This is a genomic window from Brevibacterium samyangense (assembly GCF_039529845.1).
GTDB classification, from domain to species: Bacteria; Actinomycetota; Actinomycetes; order Actinomycetales; family Brevibacteriaceae; genus Brevibacterium; species Brevibacterium samyangense.
The window spans coordinates 33,158-55,621 of record NZ_BAAANO010000025.1; the positions used below are offsets into that span (position 1 = coordinate 33,158).

General features: G+C 70.0%; 22 protein-coding genes. 16 read left to right on the top strand and 6 right to left on the bottom strand.

The window, feature by feature from the left end; genetic code table 11:
• Nucleotides 1-4: 4 nt before the first annotated feature.
• A complete protein-coding gene (locus ABD172_RS12560) occupies nt 5-433 on the bottom strand; it encodes a DUF485 domain-containing protein (RefSeq protein WP_344310131.1) in 429 nt (142 codons plus the stop codon).
• 283 nt (nt 434-716) lie between these two features.
• Here ABD172_RS12560 and gatC point away from each other — a divergent pair, with 283 nt between their 5' ends.
• Genes gatC through gatB form a run of 3 tightly spaced genes read left to right on the top strand, consistent with a single transcriptional unit; the run spans nt 717 to nt 4,028 of the window.
• On the top strand, nt 717-1,022 hold the full coding sequence (gene gatC / locus ABD172_RS12565) for an Asp-tRNA(Asn)/Glu-tRNA(Gln) amidotransferase subunit GatC (RefSeq protein ID WP_344310133.1): 306 nt from the start codon (nt 717-719) through the stop codon (nt 1,020-1,022).
• Nucleotide 1,023: 1 nt separating this feature from the next.
• A complete protein-coding gene (gatA, locus tag ABD172_RS12570) occupies nt 1,024-2,532 on the top strand; it encodes an Asp-tRNA(Asn)/Glu-tRNA(Gln) amidotransferase subunit GatA (RefSeq protein WP_344310135.1) in 1,509 nt (502 codons plus the stop codon).
• A gap of 14 nt (nt 2,533-2,546) precedes the next feature.
• Nucleotides 2,547-4,028, top strand: coding sequence for an Asp-tRNA(Asn)/Glu-tRNA(Gln) amidotransferase subunit GatB (gatB, locus tag ABD172_RS12575; protein ID WP_344310213.1), 1,482 nt, complete (start codon nt 2,547-2,549; stop codon nt 4,026-4,028).
• 237 nt (nt 4,029-4,265) lie between these two features.
• Here gatB and ABD172_RS12580 read toward each other — a convergent pair whose 3' ends face one another.
• The 3 genes from ABD172_RS12580 to ABD172_RS12590 are packed head-to-tail and all read right to left on the bottom strand — an operon-like array spanning nt 4,266 to nt 7,476.
• Nucleotides 4,266-5,336, bottom strand: a complete 1,071-nt coding sequence (locus ABD172_RS12580) for a FecCD family ABC transporter permease (protein ID WP_344310137.1) — start codon at nt 5,334-5,336, stop codon at nt 4,266-4,268.
• Entirely contained in the window at nt 5,333-6,445 is a 1,113-nt protein-coding gene (locus ABD172_RS12585) for a FecCD family ABC transporter permease (RefSeq protein ID WP_344310138.1), read from the bottom strand. The genes ABD172_RS12580 and ABD172_RS12585 overlap by 4 nt, the downstream gene beginning before the upstream one ends.
• 11 nt (nt 6,446-6,456) lie before the next feature.
• Nucleotides 6,457-7,476, bottom strand: a complete 1,020-nt coding sequence (locus tag ABD172_RS12590) for an iron-siderophore ABC transporter substrate-binding protein (RefSeq protein ID WP_344310140.1) — start codon at nt 7,474-7,476, stop codon at nt 6,457-6,459.
• A 229-nt stretch (nt 7,477-7,705) separates the two neighbouring features.
• Between ABD172_RS12590 and ABD172_RS12595 the strand changes: the two genes are divergently transcribed.
• From ABD172_RS12595 to ABD172_RS12620, 6 genes are all read left to right on the top strand, one after another.
• On the top strand, nt 7,706-8,758 hold the full coding sequence (locus ABD172_RS12595; RefSeq protein ID WP_344310142.1) for an iron-siderophore ABC transporter substrate-binding protein: 1,053 nt from the start codon (nt 7,706-7,708) through the stop codon (nt 8,756-8,758).
• Between the two features lie 5 nt (nt 8,759-8,763).
• A complete protein-coding gene (locus ABD172_RS12600; protein WP_425546685.1) occupies nt 8,764-9,849 on the top strand; it encodes a FecCD family ABC transporter permease in 1,086 nt (361 codons plus the stop codon).
• A 101-nt stretch (nt 9,850-9,950) separates the two neighbouring features.
• Nucleotides 9,951-11,012, top strand: coding sequence for a FecCD family ABC transporter permease (locus ABD172_RS12605; RefSeq protein WP_425546689.1), 1,062 nt, complete (start codon nt 9,951-9,953; stop codon nt 11,010-11,012).
• A gap of 2 nt (nt 11,013-11,014) precedes the next feature.
• Nucleotides 11,015-12,040 carry an ABC transporter ATP-binding protein gene (locus ABD172_RS12610; RefSeq protein WP_344310215.1) on the top strand — a complete coding sequence of 342 codons (1,026 nt, stop codon included), beginning with the start codon at nt 11,015-11,017 and terminating at the stop codon, nt 12,038-12,040.
• Nucleotides 12,037-13,017 carry a siderophore-interacting protein gene (locus ABD172_RS12615; protein WP_344310146.1) on the top strand — a complete coding sequence of 327 codons (981 nt, stop codon included), beginning with the start codon at nt 12,037-12,039 and terminating at the stop codon, nt 13,015-13,017. Before ABD172_RS12610 ends, ABD172_RS12615 begins: the two co-directional genes overlap by 4 nt.
• 95 nt (nt 13,018-13,112) lie before the next feature.
• The gene (locus ABD172_RS12620; protein ID WP_344310148.1) at nt 13,113-14,318 is read left to right on the top strand and encodes a hypothetical protein; all 1,206 of its coding nucleotides are present in this window, start codon (nt 13,113-13,115) and stop codon (nt 14,316-14,318) included.
• 84 nt (nt 14,319-14,402) lie between these two features.
• On the opposite strand, the gene def is transcribed toward ABD172_RS12620, so the two are convergent.
• Both def and ABD172_RS12630 read right to left on the bottom strand, forming a co-directional pair.
• Nucleotides 14,403-14,978, bottom strand: coding sequence for a peptide deformylase (def, locus tag ABD172_RS12625; RefSeq protein ID WP_344310149.1), 576 nt, complete (start codon nt 14,976-14,978; stop codon nt 14,403-14,405).
• Nucleotides 14,979-14,989: 11 nt separating this feature from the next.
• Nucleotides 14,990-15,121, bottom strand: coding sequence for a hypothetical protein (locus ABD172_RS12630; protein WP_344310150.1), 132 nt, complete (start codon nt 15,119-15,121; stop codon nt 14,990-14,992).
• An 88-nt stretch (nt 15,122-15,209) separates the two neighbouring features.
• On the opposite strand from ABD172_RS12630, the gene cysK reads away from it, so the two are divergent.
• The 7 genes from cysK to ilvD all read left to right on the top strand — a co-directional run bounded on the left by cysK (nt 15,210) and on the right by ilvD (nt 22,365).
• Complete coding sequence (gene cysK / locus ABD172_RS12635) at nt 15,210-16,136, top strand: cysteine synthase A (RefSeq protein ID WP_344310152.1); 927 nt, start codon at nt 15,210-15,212, stop codon at nt 16,134-16,136.
• Complete coding sequence (gene epsC, locus ABD172_RS12640) at nt 16,136-16,795, top strand: serine O-acetyltransferase EpsC (protein WP_344310154.1); 660 nt, start codon at nt 16,136-16,138, stop codon at nt 16,793-16,795. Before cysK ends, epsC begins: the two co-directional genes overlap by 1 nt.
• A gap of 310 nt (nt 16,796-17,105) precedes the next feature.
• Nucleotides 17,106-18,323, top strand: a complete 1,218-nt coding sequence (locus ABD172_RS12645) for a CE1758 family FMN-dependent luciferase-like monooxygenase (protein WP_344310156.1) — start codon at nt 17,106-17,108, stop codon at nt 18,321-18,323.
• Entirely contained in the window at nt 18,323-18,943 is a 621-nt protein-coding gene (locus tag ABD172_RS12650; protein ID WP_344310158.1) for a CE1759 family FMN reductase, read from the top strand. The genes ABD172_RS12645 and ABD172_RS12650 overlap by 1 nt, the downstream gene beginning before the upstream one ends.
• Entirely contained in the window at nt 18,918-19,487 is a 570-nt protein-coding gene (locus tag ABD172_RS12655; protein WP_344310160.1) for a MarR family winged helix-turn-helix transcriptional regulator, read from the top strand. Before ABD172_RS12650 ends, ABD172_RS12655 begins: the two co-directional genes overlap by 26 nt.
• A gap of 87 nt (nt 19,488-19,574) precedes the next feature.
• A complete protein-coding gene (locus tag ABD172_RS12660) occupies nt 19,575-20,525 on the top strand; it encodes a 2-hydroxyacid dehydrogenase (RefSeq protein ID WP_344310162.1) in 951 nt (316 codons plus the stop codon).
• Nucleotides 20,526-20,601: 76 nt separating this feature from the next.
• A complete protein-coding gene (gene ilvD / locus ABD172_RS12665) occupies nt 20,602-22,365 on the top strand; it encodes a dihydroxy-acid dehydratase (RefSeq protein ID WP_344310164.1) in 1,764 nt (587 codons plus the stop codon).
• Nucleotides 22,366-22,464: the final 99 nt, after the last annotated feature.

The window sequence follows — 22,464 nt, forward strand, 5'->3', positions numbered from 1 at the left end:
GTGGTCATTTCACACCGTCCTTCTCGTATTGTTCGAGGCGCTCACGGATCGCCACCGCCTTCGGATCGAGGGTGCGGTTGGCGAAGGACACATAGGCCATCGTGATGACGAATGTCGTGACGAACTGGGCGAGCCCGAGGACGATGCCCATGTTGACGGGCCCGAACACGGGGCGCGCCATGAACTCGTGCGCATAGGCGCCGAGGAACACGTAGACGAGGTACCAGAGAAGGAAGAACGCCGAGAGCGGCAGCACGAAGGACCGGTGGGTCCGTTTGAGCGTCGTGTACTCCGGTGAGTTCTCCACCTCGACGAAGTCGATCGCGTGGTGCGCGACGGAGCTCTCCGTCCGCGTCGATTCCTCCGCCGGTCCGGTCGTACCGGTGGCGGAGGGTGGGTTCGGACCGTTGGCCGAATGAGCGTCGTGACTCATAGTGCCTCCCAGGTTCGGCGGGCGTCGTTGCCCGGCCGGGGCGTCGTTGCCCGGCAATAGCTGGAAGTCTATGAGCGGCATCACGAATTGCAAGGAAATTGCTTGAAATGGGTATCAATCGGTTCCGAAGTGATGTCCACCGCTGCGGGTCGGAGCCGGAGCGGTGCCGGGGCCGGTGGAGCGCCTCGGCGGTGGGGACGGGGCCCGGAAGGGGCACCCGTGTGCGGCGATAGACTGGGGCGCGAAGTCCCGACCAGTAACGAAACCCGAAGAAGGGGTGACGATGCCGGAGAAATCCGCAATCACCACCGAGGACGTGGCACACCTGGCGAACCTCGCCCGGATCGCCATGTCGGACGAGGAACTCGCCGTCATGGCGACGGACCTCGACACCATCCTCGCCAATGTCGCACGTGTGAGCGAGGTCGCCACGGACGACGTCCCCGCCACCTCGCACCCGATCCCGCTCACGAACGTCATGCGCGAGGACGTCGTGGGGCGGACGCTCACCCAGGAGCAGGCCCTCGCCGGTGCGCCCGCCTCCGACGAGGCCAAGTTCCTCGTCCCGCAGATCCTCGGGGAGGAGTGAGATGACGGACATCGTCAGGAAGAGCGCGGTCGAGCTCGCCGCCGGACTCCGCGCCCGGGAGTACTCCTCGACCGAGGTCGTCGAGGCGCACCTCGAGCGCATCGGAGCGGTCGAGGAGACCGTCGGGGCCTTCATCACCGTGACCGGCGAGCAGGCGCTCGCCACCGCCGCCGAGGTCGACGCGAAGCGCACCGCCGGTGAGGACCTCCATCCCTTCGCGGGTGTACCGGTCGCCCACAAGGACCTCGTGTCCACCGAGGGCATCCTCACGACCGCGGGGTCGAGGATCCTCGGGAACTGGGTCCCGCCGTACGACGCGACCGTCTACCGGAAGACGCAGGAGGCGGGCCTGCCGCTCCTGGGCAAGACGAACCTCGACGAGTTCGCGATGGGCTCGACGACCGAGCACTCCGCGTTCCACCCGACGACGAACCCCTGGGACACCTCGAAGGTGCCCGGTGGCTCCTCCGGTGGTGCGGCAGCGGCCGTCGCCGCGTACGAGGCGCCCTTCTCCGTCGGCACCGACACCGGCGGTTCCGTCCGTCAGCCGGCTGCCTTCACCGGCACCGTCGGCGTGAAGCCCACCTACGGTTCGGTCTCCCGGTACGGCGTCATCGCGATGGCGTCCTCCCTCGACCAGGTCGGTCCGCTCACCCGCACGGTGGGCGACGCCGCCGCCCTCCACGAGATCCTCGCCGGGCACGACCCCTTCGACTCGACGTCGCTGCCGGACGAGGTGCCCTCGTTCCTCGCCGCCGCCACGGCCGCCGCGGCATCGGGCTCGCTCGCCGGCAGGAAGCTCGGTGTCATCAAGCAGCTCGTGTCCGACGCGTATGCACCCGGCGTGCGCTCGGCGTTCCGGGAGGCGCTCGACGTCGCCGCGAAGGCCGGCGCCGAGATCGTCGAGGTCGACTGCCCGTCGCTCGGGTACGCGCTCGACGCCTACTACCTCATCATGCCGTCCGAGGTGTCCTCGAACCTCGCCCGCTACGACGGGATGCGCTTCGGCCTCCGTGTCGAGCCCGAGGAGGGCCCGGTCACCGCGGAGACGGTCATGGCCGCGACCCGAGCCGCCGGTTTCGGTTCCGAGGTCAAGCGCCGCATCATCCTCGGTACCTACGCCCTGTCCGCCGGGTACTACGACGCCTACTACGGCTCCGCGCAGAAGGTCCGCACGCTCGTGCAGCGCGACTTCGCCGCCGCCTTCGAGCAGGCCGATGTCCTCGTGTCCCCGACCGCCCCGACGACCGCGCTGTCCTTCGGTGCGGAGGCCGAGGCGACCGACCCGATGGCCCTCTACCTCGGTGACATCGCCACCATCCCGGCGAACCTCGCGGGCATCCCCGGCATGTCCCTGCCGGCCGGTCTCTCCGAGGGCATGCCCGTCGGCTTCCAGCTGCTGGCACCGGCCCGTGAGGACGTCCGCCTGTACGCGATCGGTGGTGCCCTCGAGGCAGCCCTGAACTCCGCCCGCGGCACCACGGTGCTCGCGCAGGCACCGGAACTGTGAGGATGAGCGCGATGATGAAATACGAAGACGCGGTCGCGAAGTACGACCCGGTGCTCGGGATCGAGGTCCACGTGGAGCTCGGGACCGCGACGAAGATGTTCGACGCCGCCCCGAACTCCTTCGGTGCCGGGGCGAACACCTCCGTCACCCCGGTGTCGCTCGGTCTGCCCGGTGCGCTCCCGGTCGTGAACGAGAAGGGCGTCGAGTACGCGGTGAAGATCGGCCTCTCTCTCGGCTGCGACATCGCCGAGACCTGCCGCTTCGCCCGGAAGAACTACTTCTACCCGGACGTCCCGAAGAATTTCCAGACCTCCCAGTACGACGAACCGATCGCCTTCGACGGCGAACTCGAGGTCGAGCTCGAGGACGGCACCCTCGTGACGGTGCCGATCGAGCGCGCCCACATGGAGGAGGACGCCGGCAAGAACACCCACGTCGGCGGGGCGACCGGCCGGATCCACGGCGCCGATCACTCGCTCGTCGACTACAACCGTGCCGGTGTACCTCTCGTGGAGATCGTCACCCACCCCATCACCGGCACGGGGAAGCGCGCACCCGAGGTGGCCTCCGCGTACGTGCGGACCCTCCGTGACATCTTCAAGGCGCTCGGGGTCTCCGAGGCACGGATGGAACAGGGCAATGTCCGCGCGGACATCAACGTGTCGCTGCGTCCCTCGCCGGACGCCCCGCTCGGCACCCGCACGGAGACGAAGAACGTCAACTCCTTCCGGTCGATCGAGAAGGCGGTGCGCTTCGAGATCCAGCGGCAGGCGACCCTCCTCGAGGCCGGTGAGTCGATCCTCCAGGAGACCCGTCACTTCCACGAGGACACGGGGGAGACCTCCTCCGGCCGCGTGAAGTCGGATGCAGACGACTACCGCTACTTCCCGGAGCCGGACCTCGTGCCGCTCGTGCCCTCGCGCGCGTGGGTCGAGGAGATCCGGGCGACGCTGCCGGAACTGCCGGCCGCCCGTCGCCGTCGCCTCCTCGAGGAGTGGGGATTCTCCGAACTCGAGATGCGCGACGTCATCAACGCCGGGCTCCTCGACCCGATCGAGGCGACCGTCGCCGCCGGCACGACTCCCGCCGCCGCGCGCAAGTGGTGGACCGGTGAGATCGCCCGCCGTGCGAACCAGGACCAGAAGGACCCGGCGGAGCTCGTGACCCCGGCCGCCGTCGCGGAGCTCCAGGGCCTCATCGACGCCGGCAAGCTCAACGACAAGCTCGCCCGGAAGGTGCTCGGGTCCGTCATCGACGGCGAGGGCACCCCGACGGAGGTCATGACCGCCCAGGGCCTCGAGATCGTCGAGGACACCGGTGCCCTCGAGGCAGCGGTGGAGCAAGCCATCGCCGACAACCCCGATGTCGCGGAGAAGATCCGTGGTGGCAAGATGCAGGCGATCGGCGCCCTCATCGGACCGATCATGAAGGCCACCCGCGGTCAGGCGGACGCGAACAAGGCCCGCGAGCTCATCCTCGCGAAGCTCGGCGTCTGAGGAGCGGCTGAGACACGACGACCGAGGCCATCGGCGCACGACACGGCGGGCCGGTTCCGGGATCACTCCCGGTACCGGCCCGCTGTTCTCGTGTCGTTCAAGAGATGCCGAGATCGCGATTCCATTCGGACTTTGCGTCGAGATCGCAGTTGAATGCGTGGTTTCGCCGAGATCCAGCACTCGATTGCGAAATGAACCCCCCCGCGACCGCAGCCCATCGAACAGCCGGCGTCGCGGTCAGTTCTGCTGCCGCCAGCGGTGGACGAGCAGGGCACCCAGGTAGAGGCCACCGACTCCCGCCGTGACGATACCGACGGGCAGTCCGTCGAGGGCCGGCACCTGCGTGACGAGGAGGTCGGAGGAGACGAGGACGAGGGCACCGGTGAGCGCGGAGCCGAAGAGGTCGGTCCCGGCCCCGCGGCGCACCGGCCCGGCGAGGCCCCGCGCGATGTGCGGGCTCATGAGCGCGACGAAGGCGATCGGTCCGCATGCGGCGACCGCGAAGGCGGCGAGTCCGACGGCGAGGAACACCGACACCGTACGGGTCGACACCGCCGGGGAGCCGAGGACGGTCGACAGCGTGTCCCCGAGCTCCATCACGCGGAACCGGTGCGCGAGCCACGCGAGGACCGGCAGCGCGAGGACGAGCGCGGTCCACACGAGGGCGACGTGCCCGAGGTTCCGGGTACCGAGCGATCCCACGAGGTACCCCGCGAGTTCGGCCGACTGGTCCCTCCGGGTCGCGGTGAGCACGAACTGGGTGACCGAGATCGCGAGGGCATTCACCGCGATCCCCGCGATGATGATCCGGCCGGTCGAGGAGAATCCGTTGCCGGTGAAGAACCACAGGGCCGCGAGGGTCACCCCGGCCCCGAGGAGCGCACCGACGGGTCCGCCGAGGGCCACGGGCGCGAGCACCGAGGCGACCGCGACGCCGGCGCCGGCGCCCGAGGAGATGCCGAGGACATCGGGACTGCCGAGCGGATTCCGGGTCACCACCTGGAACAGGGCACCGGCGAGCCCGAGGGCGGCACCGGCCCCGATCGCGACGAGCACCCGCGGACCGCGGAGTTCGGTGAGGACGTAGGCAACCTTGCGCGACGCCTCGCCCCGCACGAGGTCGAGGACATCGCCGGGACCGACGCCGAGGCGCCCGAGACCGAGCGTGAGGGCGACGAGGACACCGAGGAGGACCGCCTCGGCGGCCCATACGAGAGTCCTGCGGTCGGGGCCGGACCCGCGGCTCCTCGACGTGTCGTGCCCGTGCCCGGAGAGTCCGCCGTCGAGGCGCGTGTCGCCCCTCCTCATTTCTCCACCGCCCCGCGACGGACGGCGGCGAGGAGGAACGGTGCCCCGAGGAACGCGGTGACGATCCCCACCATGAGTTCCTGCGGTCGCACGAGGACCCGGCCGAGGACGTCGGCGCCCACGAGGACGAGCGCACCTCCGAGGAACGAGGCCGGCAGCAGCCACCGGTACTCCGTGCCGAGGACGGCCCGCAGGATGTGCGGCACCGCGAGTCCGACGAAGGCGATGGGACCGGCGACCGCGATCGCGGCCGCGGCGAGGAGCGTGGCGGCCGCGAGTCCGGCGGCCCGGACGGGCATCACCCGGACACCGAGCCCCGAGGCCGCGGCATCGCCGAGCGAGAGCACCTCGAGCGGCCGGACGAGCAGACAGGCGACGACTGCGCCGAGGACGAACGCCGGCAGCGCCGCGAGCAGACCGGCGTACTCGACGCCGGCGAGCGAACCGACCATCCAGAACCGGTAGGAGTCGAAGACGTCCGGCCGCAGGAGGATCATCGCGTTCACATAGGCGGTGAGCACCGCGGTGACGACGGACCCCGCGAGGACGAGCGGGACGACCGAGGCCGACCGCGACTGCCGCCCGAGCAGGTACACGACGAGGACCGCGCACACCGCGCCGGGCAATGCCACCCACACCGTCGTCGTCCCCGCGGCCACCGCACCGGAACCCGCGAGCGCACTCGCGGTCACCATCGCGGCGCTCGCACCCGCGCCGATCCCGAGGAGTCCGGGTTCGCCGAGCGGGTTCCGGGTGAGTCCCTGGATGAGAGTGCCCGAGGCGGCGAGGGCCGCACCGACCACCGCACCGACGACGGTGCGGGGGATCCGGGCGTCGACGACCTGGCGGATGTAGTCGTCACCACCGCCGGTGAGGACCGCGAGGACCTCACCGAAACCGGTGTCCTTCGACCCCGCGAAGAGGCCGAGCACGCCGACGACGGCGAGGGCGAGCACGAGGGTCGCGAGAGTGAGCGGGCCGGCGAACCGACGGGCGCCTCGGGCGGGGAGAGCGGCCGGGCCGGTACCGGGCGCCGGGGCAGCACCTGCCGGGCCGGTACCGGCACCCGGACCGGCACCCGTCGTGGAGGGGAGACGATCGAGCGACATGGTCGGTGTGCTCAGACCTTCGCGACGGCCTCGTCGATGAGTGGGGTGAACCGCTCGAGTACCCACGGGACGGTGAGCGGGTTGATCTGCGAGGACGCGGTGACGAGCGTCTGGTCGGTGGGCGCGACGACGGAACCGCGTTCGATCGCGGGGATCGAGGCGTAGAGCGGCTGGGCCTCGGTCTCGGTACGGTTCGCCTCGTCGAGGTAGAAGGTGAAGAGGAGGTCCGAGTTCTTCAGCATGTCGGCGTTCTCGAGTCCGAAGGACGCCGACTGGGTGCCGGGTGCGTCGTAGGACTTCTGCAGCTCCTCCCACACCGGGTCGGGCGTGAGGCCGAGCGCGGCGACCATTGCGGAACGCTGTTCGGTCGGGTAGAAGACGCCGAGCGTACCGGGGCCGTTGTTGTAGATGTACGAGTACGTGAGGCCCTCGTACTCGGGCTTCGCGGCGGCCTCGAGCGTCGTGGTGATCTCGTCGACGAGTCCGGCGGCCTCGTCCTGCTGCCCGAGCGCCTCGCCGATGATCCCGATCTGCTGGTCCCACTCGATCGTCCACGGCTGTTCGGGATAGGCGACCACCGGCGCGAAATCGGAGAGCGCGTCGTACTGGGCCTGGTCGATCCCGGACCACGGTGCGAGGACGAGATCGGGGTCGAGCTCGATGATCGACTCGACGTCGAGTTCGGTGGCGCCGGTGATGAGCGTCGGCAGTTCGTCGCCGGACTCGGTGACGGCGTCGTGGATCCACGGGAGGTACCCGGTCTCGTCGGCGCCCCACGTGTACTCCTCGATGCCGACCGGCGTGACGCCGAGGGCGATCGCGGTCTCCGCGGAGCCCTGACCGAGGGTCACGATGCGTTCGGGGCGTTCCTCGATGACCGCGGTGCCGAGCGCGCTCTCGATCTCGACCGGGGTCCAGTCCCCGGAACCGGACTCCGCCTCGGTCGTGTCGCCGCCGGGGCTGCACGCCCCCATGGCGAGCGCGAGGGACAGGGCGCCGGCAGCGGCGGCGAGTATGCGGGTGATCCTCATGGTGGGCCTTCCGTGAGCGGGGTCCGGGGGACCGGATGCCCGTATCGGGTTTCGGAATTAATGAAGGTGACCCTAACCTAAGTAGTATGGAATATGCGAACACCGAGGTGCTCGAATTCCGGTCGCATTTACGACATGCATGTCTTTTTGAAAGAAAGATGGGCCCGCGTGGTGTTGACTTTCCCCGGCCGCTCGATCAGCGAGCGCCCCGACCCCAGGAGCTGAACCCATGCGTTCTCTTCGCACTCTCGCCCTCGCCGCGGCCTCCGCAGCGCTCCTCGCGCTCTCGGCGTGCGGCACTTCCGCCCCGGGCGGCACCGATACCACAGCGGGCAGCGACACCGGAGGCACCGGCGCCTCGGGTGAGGTCACGTACCCCGTCGAGATCGAGCACGCGCTCGGCACCACCGTCATCGAGGAGAAGCCCGAACGGGTCGCCACCGTGAACTGGGCGAACCACGAGGTGCCCCTCGCTCTCGGCGTCGTCCCCGTCGGCATGGCGGCGGCGAACTACGCCGACGAGGACGGCGACGGCCTCCTGCCGTGGACGAAGGCGAAGCTCGACGAGCTCGGCGCGGAGACCCCCGTGCTCTTCGACGACACCGCGGGCATCGACTTCGAAGCGGTGGCGAACACCGAACCGGACGTCATCCTCGCGGCCTACTCCGGCATGACGCAGGAGGACTACGACACGCTCTCCCAGATCGCCCCGACCGTCGCCTACCCCGAGAACGCCTGGGGTTCGACGTGGCAGGAGACCATCGAGTTCAACTCCGCCGCGATGGGCATGGCACCCGAGGGCCAGGCGCTTCTCGAGGACCTCACCGGCACGATCGAGGGCCTCGCCGGCGAGCACCCCGAACTCGAGGGCAAGACCGCGATGTTCATGACCCACATGAACGCCGACGATCTCAGCCAGGTCGGTTTCTACACCCAGCTCGACACCCGCGTGAAGTTCTTCCAGGACCTCGGGCTCGAGATGCCCGAGTCGGTCGTGAACGCGGCCGACGGCGAGTTCTCCCAGACCCTGAGTGCCGAACAGGCGGATCAGTTCTCCGACGTCGACATCATCGTCGCGTACGGTGACGCGGCCCTCCAGGAGCAGATCCAGGCCGACCCGCTGCTGAGCAAGATCCCCGCGATCGCGAATGGCGCGATCGTGTGGCTCGACGGTACGACCGCGGCGAGCACCGCCGCGAACCCGACCCCGCTCGCGATCGACGACCCGATCACCGCGGACTACGTCGAGCAGCTCGGACAGGCCGCGGCGAAGGCCTCCTGATCGACGTGACCACCACCCCCGCCGAGGCGCCCCACCGGGACGCCGTGCCCGGCACCTCCGCAGCGGACACCGCCTCCGCACCGGAGGGTCGGGCACGGCGGGTGTCCGTGCGCGCGGGCGCCCTGCTCCTCACCGTCGCGGTCGTGTGCGGCCTCTGCGTGCTCTCGGTCGCGATCGGTTCGCGGTCGGTCGGGTGGGACGACATCCTCGCGGGCATCGCCGGCCACACGGACACCTTCGAGCAGGCGGCCGTGTTCCGCCGCGTGCCGCGGACCCTCCTCGCCCTTGTCGTCGGGGCGGCCCTCGGGCTCGCGGGCGCGGTCATGCAGGGCGTGACCCGCAATCCGCTCGCGGACCCCGGCATCCTCGGGGTGAACTCCGGTGCGGCACTCGCGGTCGTCCTCGGCATGGCCGTGTTCGGACTGTCCTCGGCCTTCGGTTTCATCTGGGTGGCGATCGTCGGTGCAGCGCTCTCCGCCGCCTTCGTGTACGGGATCGCCTCGCTCGGCACCGGCGGTCCAACCCCGCTCAAACTCGTCCTGTCGGGAACCGCGACGGCCGCCGCGATGACCTCCTTCGTGAGCGCGATCGTCCTGCCGCGCGGGGACATCGCCGAGAACGTCCAGCAGTGGCAGATCGGCGGGGTCGGTGGTGGCACCTTCGAGAAGGTCGGCGCGGTCCTGCCGTTCCTCGTCGTCGGATTCCTCCTGTGCCTCGTGTGCGCGCAGGCGCTCAACTCCCTCGCCCTCGGTGACGAGCTCGCCGCGGGCCTCGGGGAGAAACCCGCCCTCGTGCGCGGGATCGCGGCGACCGGCGCGGTCGTGCTCTGCGGTACCGCGACCGCCGTCGCCGGACCCATCGGCTTCGTCGGCCTCGTCGTCCCGCACGTGTGCCGTCTGCTGCTCGGCCCCGACCACCGCCGGCTGCTGCCGTTCTCGGCGCTGAGCGGTGCGGGCCTGCTCGTCGCCGCGGACGTCCTCGGGCGCATCGTCGCCCGACCCGCCGAGATCCAGGTCGGCATCATCACCGCCCTCGTGGGCGCCCCCTTCCTCATCTGGATCGTCCGTCGGACCAAGGTGCGTGAGCTGTGAGCACCCTCGTCCCGTCCACCTCGTCCGCCGGAGCCGACACGCCGCCCGAGGCGCCCCGCCCCTCGGGGGGCCCTCTCACCACGACGTCGCCCGCCTCCGCCGTGTCGGGCGCCGACACCCCGTCCGCCGCGGACACCCCGGCGTACCGTGAAGTCGCTGCCGAACGACGCCGTGGCCGGGCTCGCCGCGGCCTCGTCGTCGGGGCCCTCGCGGCTCTCGTCGTCGTGGTCTTCGCGCTCAGCCTCATGTGCGGGCACCGCTTCTACTCCCCGGGCGAGGTCGTCCGGGTGATCCTCGGCCAGGACGTGCCCGGCGCGGGCTTCACGGTCGGAACCCTCCGTCTGCCGCGCGCGCTCCTGGCGGTCGTGACGGGTCTGTGCTTCGGCATGGGCGGTGTCGTCTTCCAGACGATGCTCCGCAACCCCCTTGCGAGCCCCGACATCATCGGCATCAGTTCGGGCGCCTCGGCGGCGGCCGTGTTCGCCCTCGTCGGACTCTCGCTCAGCGGTGTCTGGCTGTCGGTCTCCGCGGTGGTCGCCGGGCTCGCGACCGCCCTCGCGGTGTACCTCCTCGCGTACCGCGGCGGAGTGCTCGGCACGCGCCTCGTCCTCATCGGCATCGGCGTCGCCTCGATGCTCGACGCGCTCACCTCGTACGTTCTCGCCGGCGCCGGGCAGTGGGAACTGCAGGAGGCGACACGGTGGCTCACCGGAAGCCTCAACGGGGCCTCCTACACGGCGCTGCTGCCGGTGCTCGGCGCGCTCCTCGTGTGCGGCGGGCTCCTCCTCGGCGCGGGGCGGAACCTCCAGATGCTGCGCCTCGGCGACGACTCCGCCGCTGCCCTCGGGGTCCGGGTCGAGGGCACCCGCGTCCTCGTCATCCTCGCCGCCGTCGGCCTCATCGCCTTCGCGACGGCGGCATCCGGGCCCATCGCGTTCGTCGCGTTCCTGTCCGGACCGATCGCCGCGCGGCTCGTCGGCGGCGGGCACTCGCTCCTCGTGCCGGCCGGACTCGTCGGTGCCGCACTCGTCCTGTGCGCGGACTTCGCGGGGCAGTGGCTGCTCGGCACCCGGTTCCCCGTCGGCGTCGTCACCGGCGTCCTCGGTGCGCCCTACCTCGTCTACCTCATCATTCGCAGCAATCGCTCGGGAGGATCCCTGTGACCATGCAGACCGGGACGTCGGAAACCGCGACCGCGGATACCGTGACCCCAGACCCCGTGCCCACCGACGCCGTGTCCCCGGACGGTACCCCCGCCGGAGTCGCCCCGGCCGGATCCGTCGGCGGAGACGCCTCGGTTCCGCACGGCGGTGGCACCGCGGGTCCGACCTCGCTCCGCGTCTCCGGGCTCGAACTCGGCTACGGGACGCGCACCGTCGTCCGGGACCTCAGTGTCGAGTTCCCGGCAGGGCGCATCACCGCGATCGTCGGCGCGAATGCCTGTGGCAAGTCAACCCTGTTGCGGGCCACCTCGCGGTTGCTCAGGCCCGCGCGCGGCACCGTCCTCCTCGACGGTGCGGACATCCACCGGATGCCGACGAAGAAGCTCGCGAGGCGCCTCGGGCTGCTCCCGCAGTCGCCGATCGCCCCCGAGGGCATCACGGTCGTCGACCTCGTGGGGCGCGGGCGGCACCCGCACCGCTCGGCCTTCTCCCGCTGGTCGCAGGAGGACGACCGGGCCGTCGCCGAGGCGCTCGCGGCCACCGACATCACGCACCTCGCCGACCGCTCGGTCGACGAGCTCTCCGGTGGGCAGCGGCAACGGGTGTGGATCGCGATGGCGCTCGCCCAGGAGACCGACGTCCTGCTCCTCGACGAGCCGACGACGTACCTCGACGTGAGCCACCAGATCGAGGTGCTCGACCTCCTCGCGGATCTCAACGCCGCGCGGGGGACGACGATCGTCATGGTGCTCCACGACCTCAACCTCGCGGCCCGCTATGCCGATCACCTCGTGGCGATGGCCGCCGGTCGGCTCCACGCGGCGGGCGCACCTGCCGAGGTCCTCACGGAGGAGTGCGTGCAGGAGGTGTTCGGTCTCGCGAGCCGGATCGCGCGGGACCCTGTGTCCGGGACGCCGCTCGTGGTGCCGATCGGACGTCACCACGTGAAGAACACCCGCGATGACGGAGCAGAGGATCCCCGAGCAACCACAGGAGCGCTCGCTCCCGAAGGAGGAACGACGGAATGACGACCACCGCGAACACCGCTGCGACCGCGGCCGCCCCCGTCCTCACGGAGGACGAACTCGCCGCGGCCGAACGGGAGATGACCGAACGCACCGTCCGGGCGATGGAGGTCTTCGAGGAGACCGAACCCCAGGTGACGAGCATCCGGGTGCTCGACACCGAACAGGTGACCCCCGGGTTCATGCGCATCACCTTCGGGCCGGACCCGCTCGCGCCCGACGGGGGAGCGGGACACCCGTTCGCCTTCGGCGGTGCCGACCAGTGGTTCCGCCTCTTCGTGCCCGCCGGCGGCCGGCACGACGGTGAGCTCCACCTGCCGTGGGGCCCGTCCGAGGGCTGGTTCAAGCGCCTCGGCGCCATGCCCGAGGACGTGCGCCCCGTCTGCCGGAACTACACCGTCCGCGATTTCCGGCAGGGCGCGGACACCCGCAGCGGTGCCGCCTGGGAGTTCGACGTCGACTTCGTCCTCCACCGGAACGGCGCGGGTGAACTCGAGGGCATCGCCGCCCGCTGGTCGACCGAGTGCGTGCCCGGCGACCGGGCCGGCATCCTCGGTCAGTCGACGATGTACGACCCCGAGGGCGAACCCGGTACCGTCACCATCCTCACGGACGAGACCGGCCTGCCCGGCGTCGAATCGATCATCCGCTCCCGCCCGGCGGGTTCGGAGACGACCGTGCTCGTGACGATGGCCCACCGGGACGACGCCCGCCCGCTCGAGTGCGCCTCGGCGTGCCACGACTGCTTCTTCTGCCCGAAGAACCCGAAGGTCCACGTGCGCTGGCTCGAACGCGAGTCGGGGGAGAGCTGGGAGCGGGCGCTCGATGCGCACCTCGCGACGCACGCCCCCGACTACTTCTACGCGGTCGGCTCCCAGCCGATGGTGCTCGACGCCCGGAAACGCGCGAAGGCCGTGGGCCTGACGAACGAGCAGATCCGCTTCTGCGCCTACTGGATGCCCGCCCGTGTGCGGGGCTGAACCGACGTTCCTCGGTTCGGCGGAAAACCCTCCAGCGAGTTCTCGGGTGGCCGACCTAGACTTGCCGCACACCGAGCACTCCGGAGGTTGTGGGCATGAGCACGTGGCGCCGACTGTGGAAGGACGAGGTACGGGGTACCCCGCCGTTCTATCGCATCCTCGTGCCCGATTCCGTCCCCGAATCCGTCGTGCGCGTGTGGAACGCGCGCGGATACAAGGTCTCCGCGGGTGCGCCGACGGCACCGTTCCTCCACCCCGCGATGAACCGGAACCTCATCCGGTCGAACATCGGCTTCCAGGCCGCCCGGACGACGAGCGTCGCCGCCGTCGCCGCCGCCGGACTCCCGACGGGGATCGAATGGATCGCGTCGAGCACTCTCTCGGGTGTCGGCGCTGCCATCACCGGAGTCCTCGCCGTCGGAGGAACCGCCCTCACCGGATGGACCGGGTGGAAGTTCCGGAAGGACCCCAAGCGCCTCGACCGAGAGCAGAAGGAGGCCGCGGCGAAGGCCCGGTGGATCACGCCGTCCGATCTGGGGTTCATCCCCGGCGAGGGTGGATTGCTCCGCGGCAAGGGTGGTCAGGACACCGACGAGCAGCGGCTCTTCCACCTCGCGGTGGTGACCGCCCGGAAGATCACGCAGACCCGTGCGTGGACGCACCCGATCCTCCAGGACCACGTGTCCCGCGTGGATCTCGACCACGCGGTCGGGTCGATCGGTGTGCGTCTGCAGGAACTCGTCTCGCTCCGTGCCGAACTCGAGTCGGTGCGTGAACCGCACACGAGTGCCCGGATCGATGCCTATCTCGGCAAGCTCGGCGCAGCGTTCTCCTCGATGTCCGCCCGTGTCGTCGCGATGCACGAGTACTACGAGCACCTCCTCGACCTCGACCGGCAACTCCAGATGCTCGAGCACACCGAAAGGTCGAAGGAACTCGGCGACCGGGTGCTCGACGTGCTCTCACGCACCGCGGACGACGAGACCGCCGACTGGCGGTTCCGCGAACTCAATATCGAGGCCGACTCGCACTCCGACGTCATCCGCGGGCTCCTCGACGACCTCATCGAGACCGCCGGCGAGTTCGACGACCTCGACGATCTCGACCGTCGCCTCGCCCAGGCGCAGACGGCAGCACCACAGGGCAGGGCACGGGAGGACGCACCGGAGCGCAGGACGCAGACGTCCCCGAGCGCGCAGGAGCCCGCGGCGCTCGAGGGGATCCGGTCGGACGCCGAGGAGACGCTGGATCGGATCCTCGGTGCCGATCGGGAGCGGAAACCGGAGGATCGGGGGCGCTGACGCCGGTCAGTGCCCGAACGGCGGCTGGTGCCTCAGTGCCCGAACGGCGGCTGGTGCCTCAGTGCCCGAACGGCGGCTGGTGCCTCAGTGCCCGAAGGGGTCCTCGTCCTCGCCGGGCATCCAGCTCTTCCCCGGCTCGGTGTAGCCGCGTTCGCGCTGGGCCTTCTTCCACTTCTTCGTCCACTTGGCGTCGAGCTTGTCGACGTACAGGTAGCCCTGGAGGTGGTCGTACTCGTGCTGCATGATGCGGGCGAACCACCCCTCGACGGAGAGGGAGACGGGTTCACCGAATTCGTTCTGCCCGTTGACGGTGACCTTGTGCGCGCGCTTGAGCGGGAAGTCGAGGCCGGGGACGGAGAGGCAGCCCTCGGACTCGTCGTAGGGGTCGGGGCGTTCGGTGGGGACCTTCGACCCGACCAGGATCGGGTTGGCGAACACACCGCGGCGGCGGACCCCGGCGACCTCGTCGTCGGCGTCGTACACGAAGATCTGCTTGCCCACGCCGATCTGCGGGGCGGCGAGGCCGACGCCGTTGGAGAGCTTGAGCGTCTCGAACATGTCGGAGACGAGGGTGCGGAGGGCATCGTCGAAGTCGGTCACGGGTTCCGCCTTGCGGTGGAGGACCGGCTCGCCGTAGACCACGATCGGATGAACAGTCATGGTGGGGGATTCTAGTCGTCGGGCGAGGTGCGGGTCCCGGCGGGAGGTGCGGCTGTGGGGGAGAACACGGCATACTGGCCCCAGGTGGTGCGCGTCTCGTCCATGAGCTCCGTGCACCGGAACCGACCGGCAGCTGAAGCCATTGGCTGGACGGTGTGTACATGTCGAACCTCCCGGGCCGTGCCTACCACCGGGCCGGCACTGTGACTCCTCGTGGAAGGAACACACCGAATGAAGATCTACAACGACGTCACCGAACTCGTCGGCGGCACCCCGCTCGTGAAGCTGAATGCCGCGAGCGCCCGCACCGGCGCCGAGATCGTCGGCAAGCTCGAGGCGGCGAATCCCGCGAACTCCGTGAAGGACAGGATCGGCGTGGCGATGATCCGCGCGGCCGAGGCGTCCGGTGCCCTCCGGCCGGGCGGCACCGTCGTCGAGGCGACCTCGGGCAACACCGGGATCGCCCTTGCGATGGTCGGCACCGCGCTCGGCTACAAGGTCGTCCTCACGATGCCGGAGTCGATGTCGAAGGAACGCCGGGCGCTCCTGCGGGCCTTCGGCGCCGAACTCGTCCTCACCCCGAAGGAGGAGGGCATGCGGGGTGCGGTCGCGAAGTCGGAGGAACTCGCCGCCGAGGGCGCTGTCCTCGTCCGGCAGTTCGCGAACCCCGCGAACCCGCAGATCCATCGGGAGACGACCGCGCGGGAGATCCTCGAGGACACCGACGGTGAACTCGCGGCGTTCGTCGCGGGCATCGGTACCGGCGGCACCATCACGGGTGTCGGTCAGGTCCTCAAGGAGAAGGACGCCTCCGTCCACATCGTCGGCGTCGAGCCGGCGGCCTCCCCGCTCCTGTCCGAGGGCACCGCGGCCGGTCACATGATCCAGGGCATCGGTGCGAACTTCGTCCCCGAGGTGCTCGACACCGCCGTGTACGACGAGATCGCCGCCGTCTCGAACGAGGATGCGCTCGCGGCCGCCCGTCAGGTCGCCCGTGAGGAGGGCCTCCTCGTCGGCATCTCCTCGGGCGCGGCTCTCGTCGCGGCCGAACGGGTCGCCGCCCGCCCGGAGTTCGCCGGCAAGCGTGTGGTCATCGTCCTCCCGGACTTCGGTGAGCGCTACCTCAGCACACCGCTGTTCTCCGAGTACATGGACTGATGCGCCTCACGAGTGCGCTCGCTGCGGCGGCGGCCGGTGTGGCCGGTGCCGTCGTCGCGGGCAGCGGGTACCTCGCCTCGCGTCCGGAGGTGCGGACCGCGTTCCGGGAGGACCTGGAGACGGTCCGGCGACGTGATCCGGCGGCGACGAACGACCTCGTCACGGTCCTCGGCGCCCCCGGCCTGCACGCGGTGTGGGCGCATCGGGGGCTGCACCGCTTGTGGCAGCGGCCCGGTGGGAGGGTGCCGGCCCGGTTGCTCTCGCAGGCGGTCCGGACGCTCACGGGGGTGGAGATCCATCCGGGTGCGCGGATCGGCCGACGGTTCTTCATCGACCATGCGCACGGCGTCGTGATCGGGGAGACGACGGAGATCGGTGACGACGTCATGCTCTACCACCAGGTCACCCTCGGTGGGACGAGCCAGGAGCCCGGCAAACGGCATCCGACGATCGGCAACGACGTCCTCATCGGTGCGGGAGCGAAGGTCATCGGTCCCGTGCACGTGGGGGACGGCTCCTCGATCGGGGCGAACGCCGTCGTGGTGAAGGACGTGCCCGCGGATTCGATCGCGGTCGGAGTCCCGGCGACGGTGAAGCATCCGGTGGAGAGACCGCACGGGGGCCAGTGGGAACTCACGGATCCGGCCATCTGGATCTGAGGTCCCGGCACGGAACGACAACGGTTTCGCCCACGGCAACTCAATGGGTTGCCCTTCGGGTGAACGGCAACCGATTCGGTTGCCCTGGGCAGAACCGTGGGAGAACGGACCGTGGTCGCACGGACCGTGGAGCCGCATGAGGACACGAGAAAGGCCCGGGGAATACCCGGGCCTTTCCTTCTGTTCGATCCGGTGTTAAAGTTTTAAGCAAATGGTTGAGAGTTCAACTTACTTTCGACCGACTGTGAGAGTTCGACCGACGCCGCCCTCCGGATGGACGTCACTTCGGTCGACAAGCGAGGAGAACCCCATGGAACTCGGTGTCTTCACCATCGGCGACGTCACGACCGACCCCACGACCGGCACCACCCCGAGCGAGCACGAGAAGGTCAAGAACACCCTCGCGATCGCGAAGAAGGCCGAGGAGATCGGCCTCGACGTGTTCGCGACCGGCGAGCACCACAACCCGCCCTTCGCAGCCCCGGCGGACCCGCCGGTGCTCCTTGCGTACATCGCGGCGCAGACCGAGCGGATCAAGCTCTCGACCGCGACGACGCTCATCACGACGAACGATCCGGTGCGACTCGCACAGGACTACGCGTACCTCCAGCACCTCTCCGACGGCCGCACGGACCTCATGATGGGGCGCGGCAACACCGGCCCCGTCTACCCGTGGTTCGGCAAGGACATCCGTGCCGGCATCGCCCTCGCGATCGAGAACTACAACCTCCTGTACCGCCTGTGGCGCGAGAAGGACCTCGACTGGGAGGGTAACTACCGCACGCCGCTCAACGGGTTCACGGTCGCACCGTTCCCGCTCGACGACGTCGCCCCCTTCGTGTGGCACGGGTCGATCCGCAGCCCCGAGATCGCCGAACAGGCCGCGTACTACGGTGACGGCTTCTTCCACAACAACATCTTCTGGCCCGCCTCCCACACCGCGCGCATGGTGAAGCTCTACCGCCAGCGGTACGAATACTACGGTCACGGCCGCGCGGACCAGGCGTTCGTCGGCCTCGGTGGTCAGGTGTTCATGGCGAAGAACTCGCAGGACGCGGTCAACACCTTCCGTCCGTACTTCGACAATGCACCGGTGTACGGTCACGGACCGAGCCTCGAGGACTTCACCGCGCAGACCCCGCTCACCGTGGGTTCCCCGCAGCAGGTCATCGAGCGCTACCTCGGAATGCGCGAGTGGGCCGGTGACTACCAGCGCCTCCTCTTCCTCATCGACCACGCGGGTCTTCCCCTCAAGACGGTCCTCGAGCAGATGGACATTCTCGGTGAGGAGGTCGTCCCGGTCCTCCGCAAGGAGATGGACGCCGCCCGCCCCACCGACGTGCCGGATGCGCCTACCCATGAATGGCTGAAGGAGCGCAGGGAGAACGGCGAGGCGCCCGTTCCCGGCGGTGCCCCGACCTCCCGGGCATTCCGCGACCGGCAGGACCGCGCCGAGCGCGAGGCGGCGAAGAAGGCGGCGGAGGAGAAGGCCGCTGCGGAGAAGGCGACGAAGGGCGAGGAGGACTGATGTACCGCATCGTCGCGATCTCCGGGGGGACCGGGGAACCGTCGAACTCGACGAAGCTCGCCGAGCGCATCCTCGTGGCGACGAGCACCGAGCTCGGGGGGCTCGGCGCTCAGGTGGAGACCGAGGTCATCGCGCTGCGCCCGCTCGCGCACGACCTCGTCGACATGGCACTCACCGGGATCGCCTCGGACGCGCTCCAGGCGGCGTTCGATTCGATCCGGACCGCCCACGGCGTCGTCGTGGTCTCGAGCGTGTACAACGCCTCGCCGTTCGGATTGTTCCAGTTGTTCCTCCAGCTGTTCCCCGACGGAGGGCTCGACGGGATCCCGGTGACCCTCGGGGCGACCGGCGGTACCGCCCGTCACTCGCTCGTCGTCGAATCGCACATCCGCCCGCTCGTGTCCTACCTCAAGGGCCTCGCGCTCCCGACGACGGTCTTCGCCGCGACCGACGACTGGGGTGCGCCCGAGTCGGTCACCGGCCTGAACGCGCGTGTCCACCGGGCGGCCACCGAACTCGCCCGGTTCGTCACGAGCGTCCCGGACGAGACCCGGAACGTCTTCGACGACCTCGACCCCGAAGGGGTGACTCCCTTTGACCAGCTCCTCGGCGGGCTCTGAGGCGACGGAGCCGGGAGCCGGTGCGCGGCGCCTCGGCGGGTTGTCCCTCGGGGCGCCGGGCCCGCCCGACGCCCCCGGCAGGTCCGGGCACCCCGGCCTCCTCGCGGAGACCGCGGTCCTCGATGCCTGGCGGGCCTACTTCGAGACCGGGCAGCGGCTCACCACCCGCATCGAGGAGGAACTCAAGAAGCAGGCGGGGCTCACCCTGTCGGACTTCAACCTCCTGCTCCTCCTCGTCGAGGCGCCCGAGCGCCGGCTGCGGATGAACGTCCTCGCCCAGCGCCTCGTGTTCTCCGCACCGCGCCTCACGTACCGGGTCCAGGTCCTCGAGGACCGCGGCTGGGTGGTGAAGCGGCCGTGCCCGGACGACGGACGCGCGCACCACGTGGAACTCACCGACGACGGCCTGCGGGTGTACCTGCGCGCCGGGTCCGTGCAGCGCGGGCTCATCGCCCGCTTCTTCGAGCAGGCACTCGGGCCCGGGGACGCCGAGGCGCTCCACCGGATCAGCACGGCCCTCGCCTCGGGCCTGGACGAGGAGTAGCGGGGCCGGGCGAGTGACCGGGGCCGCAGGCGGGACCCGGGCCCGGAGGAGGAACGTCGTGTCTGTGGCCGATGGCACACTGGTGCCATGACGACCCTCGACATCACCACCATCGCCTTCCCCGACGCCGAACTCCGCGAGAAGGTCCTCGCGCTCGTGCCCGATCTCCTCGAGGAACAGTTCGAGTTCCCCGTGTGGTCGCACCGTCACCAGGACGACTCCGTGAGCCGCGAGGACATCGACATGGTGATCCTGCCGTACCTCGGTGGGCAGAAGACCGTGCCGATGCTCGAGGACCTCCCGAACCTCAGGGCGGTGCAGACCCAGTCGACCGGCTACGACATCGTCGCCCACAAGGTGGGGCAGATCGCGGTGGCGAACGCCTCGGGCGTGCACGCGGCGGCGACCGCCGAACTCGCGATCGGCCTCGCGCTCGCCTCCCTCCGCGGGATCGACGGCGCCTCCCGGGACATGGTCGCCCACACGTGGAACCACACCCGGCTCCCGGGCCTCGCCGATCGGAAGGTCCTCCTCATCGGCGTCGGCGGGATCGGCCGCGAGATCACCAAGCGGATCCTGCCCTTCGAGGTCGAGCTCACCCGGGTGGGCACCCGCGCCCGCGAGGACGACCACGGCACGGTCCACGGGATCGACGAACTCCCGCAGCTCCTGCCCGGGGCGGAGGTCGTCATCCTCATCACCCCGCTCACTCCGCAGACCGAGAAGCTCGTCGACGCCGAGTTCCTCGCGGCCCTCCCGGACGGCGCGCTCCTCGTGAACGTCGCTCGCGGCAAGGTCGTCGACACCGACGCGCTCGTCGCCGAACTCGAGTCCGGCCGCCTCCGCGCCGCCCTCGACGTCGTCGATCCGGAGCCGCTGCCGGCCGACCACCCCCTGTGGTCGGCGCCCAACACGCTCATCACCCCGCACGTCGGCGGCAACACCGAGGCGTTCGAACCGCGCATCGTGAAACTCCTCGCCGAGCAGATTCGCCGCATCCAGGCGGGAGAGGAGCTCCTCAACCTCGTGACGGAGTGAGAGGACCGGACCACACGACACGTCCGGGAGGCGAGATGTGTCGCCACTATGCGGACACGAGGAATAGGCTGCGTCCATGAGCACTGAAGCACAGATCCCCACTGCGGCGGACTCCGCCGCCTCGAGCGACGCCGCGGCAGTGAAGCCCGGCGTCGACATCAAACCGCGTTCGCGCGACGTCACCGACGGCATCGAACGGGCCGCCGCCCGCGGCATGCTCCGCGCCGTCGGCATGGGCGACGACGACTGGGAGAAGCCCCAGATCGGTGTCGCCTCCTCGTGGAACGAGATCACCCCCTGCAACCTCACCCTCCAGAAGCTCGCGGGCTTCGCGAAGGAGGGCGTCCACGCCGCGGGCGGGTACCCGCTCGAGTTCGGCACGATCTCCGTGTCCGACGGCATCTCGATGGGCCACGAGGGTATGCACTACTCGCTCGTGTCCCGCGAGGTCATCACCGACTCGGTGGAGACCGTGTTCGGCGGCGAACGCCTCGACGGTTCCGTGCTCCTCGCCGGCTGCGACAAGTCCATCCCGGGCATGCTCATGGCCGCCGCCCGCCTCGGCCTGTCCTCGGTGTTCCTCTACAACGGATCGATCATGCCGGGCACCGCGAAGCTCTCGGACGGCACGGAGATGGAAGTGACGCTCATCGACGCCTTCGAGGCGGTCGGTGCGTGCCGCGCCGGAAAGATCACGAAGGGCGACCTCGACGCGATCGAACGCGCCGTCTGCCCCGGTGAGGGCGCGTGTGGCGGCATGTACACCGCGAACACCATGGCCTCCGCCGCCGAGGCGATGGGCATGTCCCTGCCCGGGTCCGCCGCCCCGCCGGCGATCCACCGCTCCCGCACCGTCTTCGCCCGCAAGTCCGGCGAGGCGGTCGTGAACCTCCTCCGCCAGGGCATCACCGCACGCGACATCATCACGCGGGAGTCGCTCCTCAACGCGGTCGCCGTCGTCATGGCCTTCGGTGGCTCGACGAACGCGGTCCTCCACCTCCTCGCGATCGCTCACGAGGCCGACGTCGACCTCACCCTCGAGGACTTCAACAAGGTCGGTGACAAGGTCCCGCACCTCGGCAACGTGAAGCCCTTCGGGCAGTTCGTCATGAACGACGTCTTCAAGATCGGTGGCGTGCCGGTCGTCATGCGTGCGCTCCTCGATGCGGGCCTCATCAACGGTGACTGCCTCACCGTCACCGGGAAGACCGTCGCGGAGAACCTCGAGGCGATCAACCCGCCGGACCCCGACGGCAAGATCCTCCGGGCCCTCAACAACCCGATCCACGCGACCGGTGGCCTCACGGTCCTCCACGGTTCCCTCGCTCCCGAGGGTGCCGTCGTGAAGTCCGCGGGCTTCGACGCCGACGTCTTCGAGGGCACCGCCCGCGTCTTCGACCAGGAGCAGCCGGCGATGGACGCGGTGCTGAACGGTGAGCTCAAGAAGGGTGACGTTGTCATCATCCGCTACGAGGGCCCCAAGGGCGGCCCGGGTATGCGGGAGATGCTCGCGATCACCGGCGCCATCAAGGGCGCAGGCATCGGCAAGGACGTCCTCCTCATCACCGACGGCCGCTTCTCCGGCGGCTCGACCGGCCTGTGCATCGGCCACGTCGCCCCCGAGGCCGTCGACGGCGGTCCGATCGCGTTCGTTCGGGACGGCGATCCGATCAAGGTCGACATCGCCGGCCGCAGCATCGACCTCCTCGTCGACCCGGAGATCCTCGAGGAGCGGAAGAAGGGGTGGACGCCCCCGGAGAACCACCGCCTCACCGGTGTCCTCGGGAAGTACGCGAAGCTCGTCGGCTCCGCCTCGAAGGGTGCCGTGACGACGGACTGAGTCCCGTCACCCCCGGAGGCACTCCGCACAAAAGTCGAGGCGCCCGTTCCCCGCACAGGGAAAGGGCGCCTCGGTTCGTTTCCCACCGTCCAGCGAACT

Coding starts and splice junctions, on each gene's coding strand:
- ABD172_RS12560 (WP_344310131.1), bottom strand. CDS start 433: ATGAGTCACGACGCTCATTCGGCCAACGGTCCGAACCCACCCTCCGCC.
- gatC (WP_344310133.1), top strand. CDS start 717: ATGCCGGAGAAATCCGCAATCACCACCGAGGACGTGGCACACCTGGCG.
- gatA (WP_344310135.1), top strand. CDS start 1,024: ATGACGGACATCGTCAGGAAGAGCGCGGTCGAGCTCGCCGCCGGACTC.
- gatB (WP_344310213.1), top strand. CDS start 2,547: ATGAAATACGAAGACGCGGTCGCGAAGTACGACCCGGTGCTCGGGATC.
- ABD172_RS12580 (WP_344310137.1), bottom strand. CDS start 5,336: ATGAGGAGGGGCGACACGCGCCTCGACGGCGGACTCTCCGGGCACGGG.
- ABD172_RS12585 (WP_344310138.1), bottom strand. CDS start 6,445: ATGTCGCTCGATCGTCTCCCCTCCACGACGGGTGCCGGTCCGGGTGCC.
- ABD172_RS12590 (WP_344310140.1), bottom strand. CDS start 7,476: ATGAGGATCACCCGCATACTCGCCGCCGCTGCCGGCGCCCTGTCCCTC.
- ABD172_RS12595 (WP_344310142.1), top strand. CDS start 7,706: ATGCGTTCTCTTCGCACTCTCGCCCTCGCCGCGGCCTCCGCAGCGCTC.
- ABD172_RS12610 (WP_344310215.1), top strand. CDS start 11,015: ATGCAGACCGGGACGTCGGAAACCGCGACCGCGGATACCGTGACCCCA.
- ABD172_RS12615 (WP_344310146.1), top strand. CDS start 12,037: ATGACGACCACCGCGAACACCGCTGCGACCGCGGCCGCCCCCGTCCTC.
- ABD172_RS12620 (WP_344310148.1), top strand. CDS start 13,113: ATGAGCACGTGGCGCCGACTGTGGAAGGACGAGGTACGGGGTACCCCG.
- def (WP_344310149.1), bottom strand. CDS start 14,978: ATGACTGTTCATCCGATCGTGGTCTACGGCGAGCCGGTCCTCCACCGC.
- ABD172_RS12630 (WP_344310150.1), bottom strand. CDS start 15,121: ATGGCTTCAGCTGCCGGTCGGTTCCGGTGCACGGAGCTCATGGACGAG.
- cysK (WP_344310152.1), top strand. CDS start 15,210: ATGAAGATCTACAACGACGTCACCGAACTCGTCGGCGGCACCCCGCTC.
- epsC (WP_344310154.1), top strand. CDS start 16,136: ATGCGCCTCACGAGTGCGCTCGCTGCGGCGGCGGCCGGTGTGGCCGGT.
- ABD172_RS12645 (WP_344310156.1), top strand. CDS start 17,106: ATGGAACTCGGTGTCTTCACCATCGGCGACGTCACGACCGACCCCACG.
- ABD172_RS12650 (WP_344310158.1), top strand. CDS start 18,323: ATGTACCGCATCGTCGCGATCTCCGGGGGGACCGGGGAACCGTCGAAC.
- ABD172_RS12660 (WP_344310162.1), top strand. CDS start 19,575: ATGACGACCCTCGACATCACCACCATCGCCTTCCCCGACGCCGAACTC.
- ilvD (WP_344310164.1), top strand. CDS start 20,602: ATGAGCACTGAAGCACAGATCCCCACTGCGGCGGACTCCGCCGCCTCG.